The 13,068-nt window shown below is 64.6% G+C and carries 15 protein-coding genes; 13 read left to right on the forward strand and 2 right to left on the reverse strand.

All coding sequences use genetic code 11. The features are described 5' to 3' along the window. Positions 1-492: 492 nt before the first annotated feature. From coxB to Q0D31_RS10895, 8 genes are all read left to right on the forward strand, one after another. The gene (gene coxB / locus Q0D31_RS10860; protein WP_291849717.1) at positions 493-1,317 is read left to right on the forward strand and encodes a cytochrome c oxidase subunit II; all 825 of its coding nucleotides are present in this window, start codon (positions 493-495) and stop codon (positions 1,315-1,317) included. A gap of 127 nt (positions 1,318-1,444) precedes the next feature. After that, positions 1,445-3,076 (forward strand): cytochrome c oxidase subunit I, encoded by a 1,632-nt coding sequence (gene ctaD / locus Q0D31_RS10865; protein WP_291849720.1) that lies wholly within the window; start codon positions 1,445-1,447, stop codon positions 3,074-3,076. 60 nt (positions 3,077-3,136) lie between these two features. Further along, entirely contained in the window at positions 3,137-4,120 is a 984-nt protein-coding gene (locus Q0D31_RS10870; protein ID WP_291849724.1) for a heme o synthase, read from the forward strand. A gap of 18 nt (positions 4,121-4,138) precedes the next feature. Further along, a complete protein-coding gene (locus tag Q0D31_RS10875) occupies positions 4,139-4,303 on the forward strand; it encodes a CoxF protein (protein WP_291849727.1) in 165 nt (54 codons plus the stop codon). A gap of 5 nt (positions 4,304-4,308) precedes the next feature. Further along, complete coding sequence (locus Q0D31_RS10880) at positions 4,309-4,953, forward strand: cytochrome c oxidase assembly protein (RefSeq protein WP_291849730.1); 645 nt, start codon at positions 4,309-4,311, stop codon at positions 4,951-4,953. Between the two features lie 109 nt (positions 4,954-5,062). Continuing rightward, on the forward strand, positions 5,063-5,953 hold the full coding sequence (locus Q0D31_RS10885) for a cytochrome c oxidase subunit 3 (RefSeq protein ID WP_291849732.1): 891 nt from the start codon (positions 5,063-5,065) through the stop codon (positions 5,951-5,953). 130 nt (positions 5,954-6,083) lie between these two features. Continuing rightward, the gene (locus Q0D31_RS10890; protein WP_291849736.1) at positions 6,084-6,473 is read left to right on the forward strand and encodes a DUF983 domain-containing protein; all 390 of its coding nucleotides are present in this window, start codon (positions 6,084-6,086) and stop codon (positions 6,471-6,473) included. Then, the gene (locus Q0D31_RS10895) at positions 6,470-7,249 is read left to right on the forward strand and encodes an SURF1 family cytochrome oxidase biogenesis protein (RefSeq protein ID WP_291849739.1); all 780 of its coding nucleotides are present in this window, start codon (positions 6,470-6,472) and stop codon (positions 7,247-7,249) included. Before Q0D31_RS10890 ends, Q0D31_RS10895 begins: the two co-directional genes overlap by 4 nt. A 76-nt stretch (positions 7,250-7,325) precedes the next feature. On the opposite strand, the gene Q0D31_RS10900 is transcribed toward Q0D31_RS10895, so the two are convergent. After that, complete coding sequence (locus Q0D31_RS10900; RefSeq protein ID WP_291849742.1) at positions 7,326-7,775, reverse strand: hypothetical protein; 450 nt, start codon at positions 7,773-7,775, stop codon at positions 7,326-7,328. Between the two features lie 242 nt (positions 7,776-8,017). Here Q0D31_RS10900 and Q0D31_RS10905 point away from each other — a divergent pair, with 242 nt between their 5' ends. From Q0D31_RS10905 to Q0D31_RS10925, 5 genes are all read left to right on the forward strand, one after another. Beyond that, positions 8,018-8,245: a hypothetical protein gene (locus Q0D31_RS10905; protein WP_291849745.1), complete on the forward strand. Its 228-nt coding sequence runs from the start codon at positions 8,018-8,020 to the stop codon at positions 8,243-8,245. Between the two features lie 217 nt (positions 8,246-8,462). Further along, complete coding sequence (gene thrC / locus Q0D31_RS10910) at positions 8,463-9,881, forward strand: threonine synthase (RefSeq protein WP_291849748.1); 1,419 nt, start codon at positions 8,463-8,465, stop codon at positions 9,879-9,881. After that, positions 9,878-11,167, forward strand: coding sequence for a pitrilysin family protein (locus Q0D31_RS10915; protein ID WP_291849751.1), 1,290 nt, complete (start codon positions 9,878-9,880; stop codon positions 11,165-11,167). Before thrC ends, Q0D31_RS10915 begins: the two co-directional genes overlap by 4 nt. A 21-nt stretch (positions 11,168-11,188) precedes the next feature. Then, on the forward strand, positions 11,189-11,776 hold the full coding sequence (locus Q0D31_RS10920) for a GNAT family protein (protein WP_291849754.1): 588 nt from the start codon (positions 11,189-11,191) through the stop codon (positions 11,774-11,776). Between the two features lie 176 nt (positions 11,777-11,952). Next, a complete protein-coding gene (locus Q0D31_RS10925) occupies positions 11,953-12,522 on the forward strand; it encodes a hypothetical protein (RefSeq protein WP_291849931.1) in 570 nt (189 codons plus the stop codon). Between the two features lie 58 nt (positions 12,523-12,580). Here Q0D31_RS10925 and Q0D31_RS10930 read toward each other — a convergent pair whose 3' ends face one another. Beyond that, positions 12,581-13,066 carry an ATP F0F1 synthase subunit B gene (locus Q0D31_RS10930; protein WP_291849757.1) on the reverse strand — a complete coding sequence of 162 codons (486 nt, stop codon included), beginning with the start codon at positions 13,064-13,066 and terminating at the stop codon, positions 12,581-12,583. Between the last annotated feature and the right edge of the window lie 2 nt (positions 13,067-13,068).

Here is a 13,068-nt window from a genome sequence, read left to right on the forward strand (position 1 = left end):
GCAGACCAATTCAAAGCCATACCGGGTCACGCGCCCTGCCACCCGACTTGTCCGGACTGATACGCAATCACGGCGTCTTGAAGGCGGTCGTTGGTCCGCTCGCGCCGGGGCCGGCCCGCCGCGGCGGTCGCGAATCATGTTCCTCGAAAACACCCTGACCGTGCCTACCTCCGGCAATCCGCCTGTCAAGCCGGCGTGCCGACCAAACCGCGGATTTTGGGTGATTGACTGGAAAAACCCGGCATCCCGCGAATACAAGGTGACGCATGGCCGAACCTCCCACTACTGCATTGCGAGAGCCTTGGAATTATGGTTTGAGAGGCTGGATTTTGACGCGTCCTGACGATCTGGCCTCGGTACTGAAAGCGCACTTGCGATGAAGGTGTACTTGCAAAGTTCTTGCGGTCGGCGGTTTGGAGGCGCGGGTCGAGCGGCATTTTCAGCCACCTGGCTGAGGTGCCCAGGGGATTTATTCAAGGGAGCGCGAGCGGCATGAAGATGTCGAAGGGCCAGCGTTTGCTGGGGTTGGCGGCGGCGGGCATGGCGCTCATCTCCGGCGGGACGGCGTTGGCGGGGCAGCCCAAGCCGTGGGAGTACACGCTGCAGGAGGCCGCCTCCCCGGTGATGGAGAACATCGTCTGGTTCCATAACTTCCTGTTCTGGCTGATCACGCTGATTACGCTGTTCGTTCTGGCGCTGCTGGTCGTGGTGGTGGTGAAGTTCAACGCCAAGGCCAACCCGGTTCCCTCCAAGACCACCCACAACACGCTGATCGAGGTGGCCTGGACGCTGATTCCGGTGCTGATCCTGGTCGGCATCGCGGTGCCGTCGTTCCGGCTGCTGTTCCAGCAGCTCGACATTCCCAAGGCCGATCTGACCGTGAAGGCCACCGGCAAACAATGGTACTGGAGCTACGCCTATCCCGATAACGGCAAGTTCGAGTTCGATTCGCTGATGGCGGCGGACAAGCAGCCGCGCCTGCTCGGGGTCGACAACGAGATGGTGGTCCCGGTCAACAAGGTGATCCGGGTCCAGACCACCGGCGCCGACGTGATCCACGCCTTCGCGGTGCCGGCGTTCGGCATCAAGATCGACTCGATTCCCGGCCGCCTCAACGAAACCTGGTTCAAGGCCACCAAGGTCGGCATGTATTACGGCCAGTGTTCGGAATTGTGCGGCAAGGATCACGCCTTCATGCCGATCGCGGTTCGGGTCGTGAACGACCAGGAGTTCGCGGCCTGGGTTGAAGCCGCAAAGAAGAAATATGCGACCAACCCGGCGAACACGTTCGCCGCGGCCGGTCAGGCTGCGCAGTAAGCCCGAGGCTTGGCGGGCCCAGGAATTCAGAGTTCAGGGTTCTAGGGCCGGCGAGGGCGCAGCAACGGGACAAGGGCGACGGGACCTTAGAAAGGTCCGAAAAGGGACTGCAAGGCAGGATTTCAAAATGGCAACGACGGCAGCGACAAACCTCGATCACGCCCGCGGACACGGACATGACGACCACGCGCACGCGCATCCGACCGGATGGCGGCGTTTCGTCTATTCGACGAACCACAAGGACATCGGCACGATGTACCTGGTGTTCGCGATCATCGCCGGGGTGATCGGTGCGGCGATGTCGATCGCGATCCGCATCGAGCTGATGTATCCCGGCGTCCAGCTGTTCCACGAAGCGCACACCTACAACGTGTTCGTGACCTCGCATGGCCTGATCATGATCTTCTTCATGGTGATGCCGGCGATGATCGGCGGCTTCGGCAACTGGTTCGTGCCGCTGATGATCGGTGCGCCGGACATGGCGTTCCCGCGCATGAACAACATTTCGTTCTGGCTGCTGCCGGCGTCGTTTGCGCTGTTGCTGATGTCCACCTTTGTCGAGGGCGCGCCCGGCGGCAACGGCGTCGGCGCGGGCTGGACCATCTACGCGCCGCTGTCGACTTCGGGCCATCCGGGACCGGCGGTCGATTTCGCCATCCTGTCGCTGCATCTGGCCGGCGCCTCCTCGATCCTCGGCGCCATCAACTTCATCACCACGATCTTCAACATGCGCGCGCCGGGCATGACCCTGCACAAGATGCCGCTGTTCGTGTGGTCGATCCTGGTCACGGTGTTCCTGCTGCTGCTGTCACTGCCGGTGCTTGCCGGCGCCATCACCATGCTGCTGACCGATCGCAACTTCGGCACCACCTTCTTCTCCGCCGATGGCGGCGGCGATCCGGTGCTGTTCCAGCACCTGTTCTGGTTCTTCGGCCATCCCGAAGTGTACATCCTGATCCTGCCCGGCTTCGGCATGGTGAGCCAGATCGTCTCGACCTTCTCGAAGAAGCCCGTGTTCGGCTATCTCGGCATGGCCTACGCCATGGTCGCGATCGGCGGCATCGGCTTCGTGGTGTGGGCGCACCACATGTACACCGTCGGCATGTCGTCGGCGACGCAGGCCTATTTCGTCGCCGCCACCATGGTGATCGCGGTGCCGACCGGCGTGAAGATCTTCTCCTGGATCGCCACGATGTGGGGCGGCTCGATCGAGTTCAAGACGCCGATGCTGTGGTCGGTCGGCTTCATCTTCCTGTTCACGCTCGGCGGCGTCACCGGCGTCGTGCTGGCGAATGCCGGCGTCGATCGCGTGCTGCAGGATACCTACTATGTGGTCGCGCACTTCCACTACGTGCTGTCGCTCGGCGCCGTGTTCGCGATCTTCGCCGGCTGGTACTACTGGTTCCCGAAAATGTCGGGCTACATGTACTCGGAAGCGATCGGCAAGCTGCACTTCTGGATCACCTTCATCGGCGTCAATCTGGTGTTCTTCCCGCAGCATTTTCTCGGCCTTTCCGGCATGCCGCGGCGCTACATCGACTATCCGGACGCGTTTGCGGGCTGGAACCTGGTGTCCTCACTCGGCTCCTACATCTCGGGCTTCGGCGTGCTGATCTTCATCTGGGGCGTGATCGACGCCTTCATGCGCAAGCAGGCCGCCGCCGACAATCCGTGGGGCGTCGGCGCCACCACGCTGGAGTGGACGCTGTCGTCGCCGCCGCCCTTCCACCAGTTCGAAGTGCTGCCGCGCGTGCAGTAACGCCTCCTTTGGGGCGCGCCACTGGCGCGCGCCGCGCACTTGAAACCAAGCGAGATCATCTTGTCGGTAGTCGAGCATAACGCCATCGATGTTCGTCCCCGGATTTCCGAGGCGGAAGTCGGCGACTACCTGGCGCTGCTGAAGCCGCGGGTGATGTCGCTCGTGATCTTCACCGCGCTGGTCGGCCTCGTGATAGCGCCGGGCCACGTCCATCCGGTCCTGGGCTTCACCTCGATCCTCTGCATCGCGGTCGGCGCCGGCGCATCGGGCGCGCTGAACATGGCCTTTGAGGGCGATATCGACGCCTTGATGTCGCGCACCGCCAACCGGCCGATTCCGCGCGGACGCATCACCCAGCAGGAAGCGATGACGTTCGGCCTGATCCTGGCTTTCTTCTCGGTCATGACGCTCGGTATCCTCGTCAACTGGCTGGCCGGGGCCTTGCTGGCGTTCACGATCTTCTTCTATGTGGTGGTCTATACCCTGTGGCTGAAGCGCTGGACTGCCCAGAACATCGTGATCGGCGGCGCCGCCGGTGCGCTGCCGCCCGTCGTGGCGTGGGCGGCCGCCACCGGCTCGCTGTCGGTCGAGCCGTGGTTGCTGTTCCTCATCATCTTCTTCTGGACCCCGCCGCATTTCTGGGCGCTGGCGCTGTTTCGCAGCGACGACTACGCCCGGGCCGGCGTGCCGATGCTGCCGGTGGTCGCCGGCCCCGACGCCACGCGCCTGCAGATCCTGCTCTACACCCTGGTGCTGGTGGCGGTCGCGTTGGCGCCCTGGCCGCTCGGCTATTTCGACGCGGTCTACGGCGTCATCTCGCTGGTGCTCGGCGCCGGCATGATGTGGCTTGCGGTCGATGTCTATCGCTACCGCGAGGGCAAAGCGGCGCTGCGCGCGACGCGGCGGCTGTTCGCCTTCTCGATCGTTTATCTGTTCGCGCTGTTCGCGACGCTGCTGCTCGATGTCGTCGTCCGCGCGGTCGCGCCTGTGATCCGCGCGGTCGCCCCTGCGATCCGCGCGGCAGTCGCCTCCGTGACCGGGTAGGGGGCGCATGGCGTGGGAATGGATGACAAGCAGATGCCAGATGGAATCGTCCTCAACGAGGCGCAGAAAAGAAGCCGCCGGCAGCGCTCGATCGCCATCGCGCTCGCGCTCACCGTGCTGGTCGTGCTGTTTTTCGCCGTAACCATCGTCAAGGGGCCGGGCGTCCTCGTGCGCCCGATATGAGTGAGATGACAGAAGCACCGCAGACAACAGGGGGCCATGCGCCGGGCGCGACCACCGTTTCGCGCCGTACCCTGACGCGCGATGCGGTGGTGGCGTCGATTTGCGGTTTCGTCGTCGTGCTGATGCTTGGCGCCTCCTATGCGGCGGTGCCTTTCTACAACTGGTTCTGCCGCGTCACCGGCTTCAACGGCACCACCCAGGTCGCGACCTCGGCGCCCTCCGGCGCGCCGCTGGCGCGCAAGATCGCGGTGCGGTTCGACGCCAATGTTGCACCGGGCCTGCCATGGAAGTTCGAGCCCGAGCAGAACGAGATCGAGGTCCGGATCGGCGAAGTCGTCACCGTGTTCTATACCGTGACCAACCAGGCCGCGCGCAAGACCTTCGCGCAGGCGGCCTACAATGTCGCGCCGCTCACGGTCGGGGCCTATTTCCAGAAGATCAATTGCTTCTGCTTCACCGAACAGACCATGGATCCGGGCGAGAAGCGCCAGATGCCCGTGGTATTCTATGTCGATCCGGCGCTGGCCGCGGACCGCGACAATGACGGGCTGAAGACCATCACGCTGTCCTACACCTTCTATCCCATGCGCGATCCGGCGCCCCGGCCGGTGGCGGCCGGCGAAGGCGACAGGCGCAGGGGAAACCTTTGATCCCGGCGAGGTCCGCGCGAGCGGAATTTCGCGTTTGGTTTTGAGACAGGTTTGAGTTTTTGAGACGAAGACGTGCCGAAGGTACGGCACCGCTAACGGAGAGACCGCAATGGCTACGGCGCAAGTCAAGCATCACGACTACCATCTCGTCGATCCGAGCCCGTGGCCGATCGTGGGCTCGGTCTCGGCCTTTATCATGGCGGTGGGCGCCATCGCGTGGATGCACAAGATGTTCGCCGGCGCGCCGATCGTGTTCGGCATCGGCACCATCGGCGTGCTCTACACCATGGCGAGCTGGTGGGCCGACGTGATCCGCGAAGCCCAGTACAAGGGCGACCACACCCGCGTGGTCCAGATCAGCCACCGCTACGGCATGATCCTGTTCATCGCTTCCGAGGTGATGTTCTTCGTCGCTTGGTTCTGGGCATTCTTCAACTCCGCGCTGTTCCCCGCCGACGCCGTCCAGGCCACGCGCGACGCGGTGTTCGGCTGCGGTCCGGGGACGGCGATGGGCGCCTGCACCGTGCCGGGAACCTGGCCGCCGAAGGGCATCGAAACCTTCGATCCCTGGCATCTGCCGCTGCTCAACACGCTGCTGCTGCTGACCTCTGGCACCACGGTAACATGGGCGCACCATGCGCTGCTCGAGGGCGACCGCAAAGGCCTGAAATACGGCCTGATCCTCACCGTTCTGCTCGGCGCGGCGTTCACCGCGGTGCAGGCCTACGAGTATGCCCACGCCTCCTTCGCGTTCTCCGGCAACATCTACGGCGCGACCTTCTTCATGGCGACCGGCTTCCATGGCTTCCACGTCCTGGTCGGCACCGTGTTCCTCCTGGTCTGCCTGCTCCGCGCCTATGCCGGCCACTTTACCCCGACCCAGCATCTCGGCTTCGAATTTGCCGCCTGGTACTGGCACTTTGTCGACGTGGTCTGGCTGTTCCTGTTCATCTGCATCTATGTCTGGTTCCGGGGCGCGGGGCCGGTGGCCGGCCACTGACGCAGGCGGGACGTGCTACAAGGGGCGGTCGGCCAGGACCGCCCCTTTTTCGTGTTCATGGGATTGCCAGGCGAATGAGAGCCCGGCTCCTGCTCAATCGAAACCGGCAACGGTTCGGAAAATAGAGCCAATGTCAGATCACGCGGTATCGACCTTGACCGAGAGCGCGATGCGCGGAATTGCCTGCCGCTGCCCGCGCTGTGGCAAGGGCAAGCTTTACGCGGGCTTCCTCCGTCTGCGGCCCCGTTGCGAGTCCTGCGGGCTGGACTACGCCTTTATCGATACCGGTGACGGACCTGCCGTCTTCGTGATCATGCTCGCCGGCGCCATCGTCGTCGCCGCCGCGCTGATCGTCGAGGTCAAGTACCAGCCGCCGTTCTGGCTGCATGCAGCGCTGTGGCTGCCGCTGATCGTCGCAACCACGTTGCTGCCGCTGCGCGCCATGAAATCGCTCCTGATCGCGCTGCAGTACCATCACAAGGCCGCGCCGGGCCGGCTGATCGACCGCGAGCCGAAATGACCCGCGGCGTCGCGCGGCGGCATGCGGTGAGGGGGTTCGCTGTCTTCACGCTGGCGATGGTGGCGGCCTTCGTTGCGCTCGGCGTCTGGCAGCTGCAGCGCCGGATCGAGAAGCACTCCCTGATTGCGAGGCTGCACGAGCGAATCGCAGTCGAACCGGCGCAGCTGCCGCCGCCCGCCCAGTGGGGCACCCTCAGCCCCGCCGCCGACGAATTCCGCCGCGTCAGCCTTACCGCGATCTACGCGCGGCTGCCGGATGCGATGGTTTACAGCTCCGGCTCGGCGGTCCGCGACGACATCTCCGGCCCCGGCACCTGGGCGTTTCTGCCGGCGCGTCTGCCCGGAGGCGAAATCGTGGCGGTCAATGCCGGCTTCGTCCAGAACACGATGCAGGATCGCAGCCGGCAGGATCGCGCCGCGGGCCGGCTCGTGACGGGTCAGCCGGTGAAACTCACCGGCTACATTCGCTTTCCCGAAGGCGCCGGCGCGCTGACGCCGCCGGAAGATGTCACGCGGCGGCTCTGGTTCACCCGCGATCATCTCGCGATGGCGCGCGCGCTGGGTTGGGCGGAGGGCGGAAATTCCGTGGCGCCGTTCTATATCGATCTGGAGCAGCCGGCGCCGGAGAGTGGGGTTCCAAAGCCCGGCAAGCTCACCGTCCGGCTCAAGGACGACCATCTGCAATATGCCATCACCTGGTTTACGCTGGCGTTTGCGGTGGTGGTCGCGTTCGGCGTCTGGTGGCGTGGCCAGCGGCGGCGGGACGTTTTGAGCTGACAAGGGGAGCAGCCCGTACCGCGCCGAGGGGGCACGGGAAGTCAACACCTAAACTAGCAGGAACAAAAGCGCGCGATTACCAGCCGGCAGGCAGCGCGATCCGAAATCCGGCAGGCACTTCACGCGCAACCGGCGCCGGAATCGCGCGCGCTGATCTGGTGCGCTGCTGAGGCCGCTTGACCGGCTTTCGCGCAACGGTCGATGGCAACGGTTCGGCCTGCAGCGTCGCACGCTCCGCCAATGCAAAAGCGTCCCGGGGCGAGCGGGCCTCTGGCGCAGGATTTGACGCCACAGGGGGCGTCAGGTTGGGCGTCAACTCTGCGATCGCCGCCGGCGGAACGATGATCGGCAGGCTGGTGTCGAACACGATCTTCTGGGGCCATCGGTGGCGGGATTCGATCCGGATACCCTTGTCGGATTCGACCCGAGCCGGCGTGACAGGAAGCTGCGGCATATACCAGGGCGCAGCGAACATCAGCGCCAGCAACAGGCTGCCTGCGACAGCGAAATATCGACCGAGGGGCATTTCCACCACCGTTGTTATTGACGACCCCAGAGGTCTTGCAACCAACGGCAGGCGTTGAAGATAGTTCCGTTTGAAGCACCGCGACGGGCCCGCGCCGGCTGCTTGTAATCCCTATGGTTAAGGTGGTCGGAACCGACCAAGTGCGGGAACCGTTAGGAACCGTTCCTGGCTACGACAGCGGGCTGGAACAACTATTTCTCTTGGGAGTTGCCGGTCGCATCACGGGAAACCAGGAGGACATCATGAAAAAACTTCTGACGATCGGAACGGTGGTGTTTGCCGCGTCGGCGTTCGCCGGGACGGCGTTCGCCGCGGAATTCTACGTCGTGCGCGACGCCACGACCAAGAAATGCACGGTGGTCGAAACCAAGCCGACAACCACCACCACCACCATCGTCGACAACGGAATCTTCAAGACCCGAACCGAAGCCGAAACCGGCATGAAGACGATGAAGGTTTGCACCAACTGACACCGGATAACTCCGGGCGAATGGGCCGCAGCATCGCTGCGGCCCATTTTTTTTTGACCTCCCGCAGGGTGATCCGGGGGTGGGGTGTTTGGCCGTCATGACTATTTCCCCTGCGCTCAAAAAGGCTCTATGGTGCCGCGCGCTTCGCGAACGTCGAAGTTAAATAACTTAGTTATATCAAAGGCTTGGCATTGGGTCACGGCCTTTGGAGGGTGGTTTGACGCGCTATATCTCGACCCGCGGGGAAGCCCCCGTACTGGGCTTCTGCGACGTGATGCTGACCGGGCTTGCCCGGGACGGCGGCCTCTATGTGCCCGAGGCCTGGCCGCAACTCTCGCATCAAACCATCGCCGGATTTTTCGGCCGGCCCTACTGGGAAGTCGCGGTCGACGTGATCAAGCCGTTTGCCGCGGGTGAAATTTCCGACGCCGATCTCGGACGCATGGCCAACGAGGCCTACGCCACCTTCCGCCATCCCGCCGTCGCGCCGCTCGATCAGATCGGCCCCCATCAATTCCTGCTTGAACTGTTCCACGGTCCGACGCTCGCGTTCAAGGACGTGGCGATGCAGCTGATCTCGCGGCTGATGGATCACGTGCTGGCCAAACGCCACCAGCGCACCACCATCGTGGTCGCCACCTCGGGAGATACCGGCGGCGCCGCGGTCGATGCGTTTGCCGGCCTCGACAATGTCGATCTGGTTGTGCTGTTCCCGCACGGGCGAATCTCCGACGTGCAGCGGCGGATGATGACGACGGCGGGCGCGGCCAACGTGCATGCGCTCGCGATCGAAGGCACCTTCGACGATTGCCAGGCGATCGTGAAGGCGATGTTCAACCATCACGGCTTTCGCGACGCGGTTTCGCTGTCCGGCGTCAACTCGATCAACTGGGCGCGGATCGTCGCCCAGGTCGTCTATTATTTCACCGCCGCCACCGCGCTCGGCGCGCCTGCCCGCGTGGTGGATTTCACCGTGCCGACCGGGAATTTCGGCGACATCTTTGCCGGTTATGTCGCCAAGCGCATGGGCCTGCCGATCCGCTGGCTGCGCATCGCCTCCAACGTCAACGACATTCTGCCGCGCACGCTCAAGACCGGCATCTACGAGGTGCGCGAGGTCCACGCCTCCGCTTCGCCCTCGATGGACATTCAGGTCTCCTCCAACTTCGAGCGGCTGCTGTTCGAGGCGGGCGGCCGGGACGCCGCGGCGGTGCGCCGGCTGATGGCTTCCTTGAAACAATCCGGGCGCTTCGTGTTGCCGGACGCCACGCTGGCCGCGATACGCGAGGAATTCGACGCCGGGCGCGCCGATGAGACCGAGACGGCCGCCGCGATCCGCGCCGCCTGGCGCGAGGGTGGCGACCTCGTCGATCCCCACACCGCGGTGGCGCTGGCGGTAGCCGATCGCGACGTCTCGGATTCGAAGATACCCAACATCGTGCTGTCGACGGCGCATCCGGCCAAGTTTCCCGACGCGGTGGAAGCCGCCTGTGGCGTGCGGCCGCAATTGCCGGCCTGGCTCGACGGCCTTATGACCAGAGCCGAACACATCACCGTGATGAAAAACGATTCGACCGAAGTGGAGAAATTCGTGCGCTCGGTAAGCCGGGCCGCGAAGCAGGGAGTTGCCGGATGAGTGTTGACGTAACCAAGCTTCCTTCCGGGCTGACCGTCGTCACCGACTCCATGCCGCATCTGGAGACGGCCGCGCTCGGCGTCTGGGCCGGCGTCGGCGGCCGCGACGAAAAGCCGAACGAGCATGGCATCTCGCATCTGCTGGAGCACATGGCCTTCAAGGGGACCACGCGGCGCTCCTCGCGCGAGATCGTCGAGGAGATCGAGGCGGTCGGCGGTGATCTCAACGCGGGAACCTCGACCGAGACCACCGCCTATTATGCCCGGGTGATGAAGGCCGACGTTCCGCTCGCGCTCGACGTGCTCTCTGACATCCTCGCCAACCCATCCTTCGTTCCGGACGAGCTCGAGCGCGAGAAAAGCGTGATCGTCCAGGAAATCGGCGCGGCGCAGGACACGCCCGACGACGTCGTGTTCGAACACCTGAACGAACTCTGTTTTCCGGAACAGCCGATGGGCCGTTCGCTGCTGGGGACCGCGAAGACGCTGAAGAGGTTCGATCGTGACATGCTGCGCGGCTATCTCACAACGCATTATCGCGGACCCGATATGGTTGTCGCCGCCGCCGGCGCCGTCGACCACAGGCGCGTGGTCGAGGAAGTCGCGCAAAAATTCGCCAGCTTCGACGCCACGCCCGCGCCCAAGCCGGTGCCGGCGATGTTCGGCAAAGGCGGGTCGCGCGTGGTGCACCGCGACCTCGAGCAGGCGCATCTGACGCTGGCGCTCGAAGGCCTGCCGCAGTCAGACCTGTCGTTGTTCTCGCTGCAGGTTTTCACCAACACGCTTGGCGGCGGGATGTCGTCGCGGCTGTTCCAGGAAGTGCGCGAAAAGCGCGGCCTCTGCTATTCGATCTACACTTTTCATGCACCCTACAGCGATACCGGCTTTTTCGGACTCTACACCGGCACCGATCCCGCCGACGCCCCGGAGATGATGGAGGTGATCGTGGACGTCATCAACGACGCCGTCGAAACCCTGACTGAAGCCGAGATCGCCCGCGCCAAGGCGCAGATGAAGGCGGGACTGCTGATGGCGCTCGAAAGCTGTTCGTCCCGCGCCGAACAACTGGCGCGGCACATATTGGCCTATGGCAGGCCGCTGACGGCGGAAGAACTGGTGGCGCGGATCGATGCGGTCAGCGTCGAATCGACCCGCAATGCGGCGCGGAAGCTGTTGTCGCGCAGCCGGCCGGCGGTCGTGGCGCTCGGCAGCGGCAGGGGTCTGGACACCGCGGTGGCTTTCGCGGAAGGATTGACCCGGTCGAAAGCGAGTACCCTTCTCCACTGACGATGCGCGGGAGTTGAGGGCATGGCTCTGTTTCGTTTGCCATCCAGCGGACCGGCCGCGCTTGCGCCGCGGGGCCAAGGTGTGCTGCTGCGTGCGCCGCACGCATCGGATTTCACGCAATGGGTGCACCTGCGCGAAAGCAGCCGCGCCTACCTGACGCCATGGGAGCCGATCTGGCCGTCGGACGATCTCACCCGCGCCGGTTTCCGCCGCCGGTTGCGGCGGTATGCCGAGGATATGGCGGCCGACCGTTCCTATCCGTTCATCATCTTCCGGGAGGCCGATGACGCGATGGTCGGCGGCATCACGCTCGCCAATGTTCGCCGCGGCATCGTGCAGGCCGGCACCATCGGCTATTGGGTCGGCGAGCCCTACGCCGGTCGCGGTTACATGACCACCGCCCTGCGCGTGCTGCTGCCGACGCTGTTCGGCGAACTCAACTTGCACCGCATCGAGGCGGCCTGCATTCCCTCCAACCGGCCGTCGATCCGGGTGCTGGAGAAGTGCGGATTTACCCGCGAGGGGCTGGCGCGGCGATACCTCTGCATCAATGGCGTCTGGCAGGACCATCTGCTGTTCGGCTTGCTGCAGGAGGATTTCCGCGGCTGACTGCTTCTTATCGGGCGCCGGTGCCTTGCTTGCGATGCCTTTGGCTCGTCCGCATTGGCCTGTTATAAGCGCGGGAACAGACACGGTAACGGGGATGTCAGGGACGCCGCATGGGTGACAATCGTTCGGTCAAGGCCGTGATCGCAACGGCCGTTGCGGGTTGGCTGGCTTGCGGAATGTGTGCCGCGCCGGCCTCGGCACAGTCGCTCACCGATCGCTTCAAGAGCCTGTTCGGTGGCAAGTCCGAAGAGCCGGCCGCGACCGCGCCGGCGGCCCCACAAGCGGACACCGGCGACCTGACCTGTCCGCCGGTCACGGTCCGTGCCGGTGCGTCCACCTATGCCGTGGCGCTGCCCGGCAAGCAGCCGGTCGGCAACGACCTGCGTTTTCAGGCCACGATCTCCAGAACCGCTCGCGAATGCACCGTCAATGGCGGCGTGATCACCGCGCGGATCGGCATTCAGGGCCGCGTGATCGCCGGTCCTGCCGGCGCCCCGTCCGCGGTCCAGGTTCCGATCCGCGTCGCGGTGGTGCAGGGCGGCGTTTCCGAAAAGACCATCGCCACCAAGGCCTACCAGACCACCGTCACCATGACGGAGACCGGCAGCGAGCCCTTTACGCTGGTGGCCGAAGATCTGCAATATCCGGCGCCACCGGGCGCCGTCGGCGACAGCTACATCTTCTACATCGGTTTCGATCCGTTGGCCCTGAAGCCGCAACGCCCGGCGCCGCGAAAGAAGCAATAAGGGCAACAAAAAGCCGGCGCGATCTTCTCGCACCGGCCTTGTCTGGGCGGGGAAGGGCTCAGTTCAGCTTGGCGCGAACTTCGGCGATGCCCTTTGCGAGCAAATCATCGGCGACCGCGCCCTTGACCGATTGCGACAGGATGGTCGAGGCGGCCGAGATCGCGGCATTGGCGGCGGCGGCGCGAACGTCGGCCAGCGCCTGCGCTTCGGCGAGCGCGATCTTGCTCTCGGCGGACTTGGTGCGGCGGGCGACGAAATCCTCCATCTTGGCCTTGGCCTCGGTCGCGATGCGCTCGGCTTCGGCCCTGGCGCTGGCGATGATCTCCTGCGCCTCGCGTTCGGCGCTGGAGCGCTTGGCCTTGTACTCGGTGAGCAGCCTGGCGGCGTCATCCTTGAGGCGGCGGGCCTCGTCCAGTTCGGCCTTGATGCGTTCGGCGCGGTGGTCGAGCGCCGTCAGCACGGTGCGGTGGATGCCGAGATAGGCAAACAGCACCATCAGAATGACGAAGGCAATCGCGACCCAGGTTTCCGGTTGAGCGAACATCG

Source organism: Bradyrhizobium sp. (assembly GCF_022844465.1).
GTDB lineage: Bacteria > Pseudomonadota > Alphaproteobacteria > Rhizobiales > Xanthobacteraceae > Bradyrhizobium.

Coding starts and splice junctions, on each gene's coding strand:
- Q0D31_RS10880 (WP_291849730.1), top strand. CDS start 4,309: ATGACAGAAGCACCGCAGACAACAGGGGGCCATGCGCCGGGCGCGACC.
- Q0D31_RS10895 (WP_291849739.1), top strand. CDS start 6,470: ATGACCCGCGGCGTCGCGCGGCGGCATGCGGTGAGGGGGTTCGCTGTC.
- Q0D31_RS10885 (WP_291849732.1), top strand. CDS start 5,063: ATGGCTACGGCGCAAGTCAAGCATCACGACTACCATCTCGTCGATCCG.
- ctaD (WP_291849720.1), top strand. CDS start 1,445: ATGGCAACGACGGCAGCGACAAACCTCGATCACGCCCGCGGACACGGA.
- Q0D31_RS10890 (WP_291849736.1), top strand. CDS start 6,084: ATGTCAGATCACGCGGTATCGACCTTGACCGAGAGCGCGATGCGCGGA.
- Q0D31_RS10915 (WP_291849751.1), top strand. CDS start 9,878: ATGAGTGTTGACGTAACCAAGCTTCCTTCCGGGCTGACCGTCGTCACC.
- Q0D31_RS10900 (WP_291849742.1), bottom strand. CDS start 7,775: ATGCCCCTCGGTCGATATTTCGCTGTCGCAGGCAGCCTGTTGCTGGCG.
- Q0D31_RS10875 (WP_291849727.1), top strand. CDS start 4,139: ATGGATGACAAGCAGATGCCAGATGGAATCGTCCTCAACGAGGCGCAG.
- coxB (WP_291849717.1), top strand. CDS start 493: ATGAAGATGTCGAAGGGCCAGCGTTTGCTGGGGTTGGCGGCGGCGGGC.
- Q0D31_RS10925 (WP_291849931.1), top strand. CDS start 11,953: ATGTGTGCCGCGCCGGCCTCGGCACAGTCGCTCACCGATCGCTTCAAG.
- Q0D31_RS10930 (WP_291849757.1), bottom strand. CDS start 13,066: ATGTTCGCTCAACCGGAAACCTGGGTCGCGATTGCCTTCGTCATTCTG.
- Q0D31_RS10905 (WP_291849745.1), top strand. CDS start 8,018: ATGAAAAAACTTCTGACGATCGGAACGGTGGTGTTTGCCGCGTCGGCG.
- Q0D31_RS10920 (WP_291849754.1), top strand. CDS start 11,189: ATGGCTCTGTTTCGTTTGCCATCCAGCGGACCGGCCGCGCTTGCGCCG.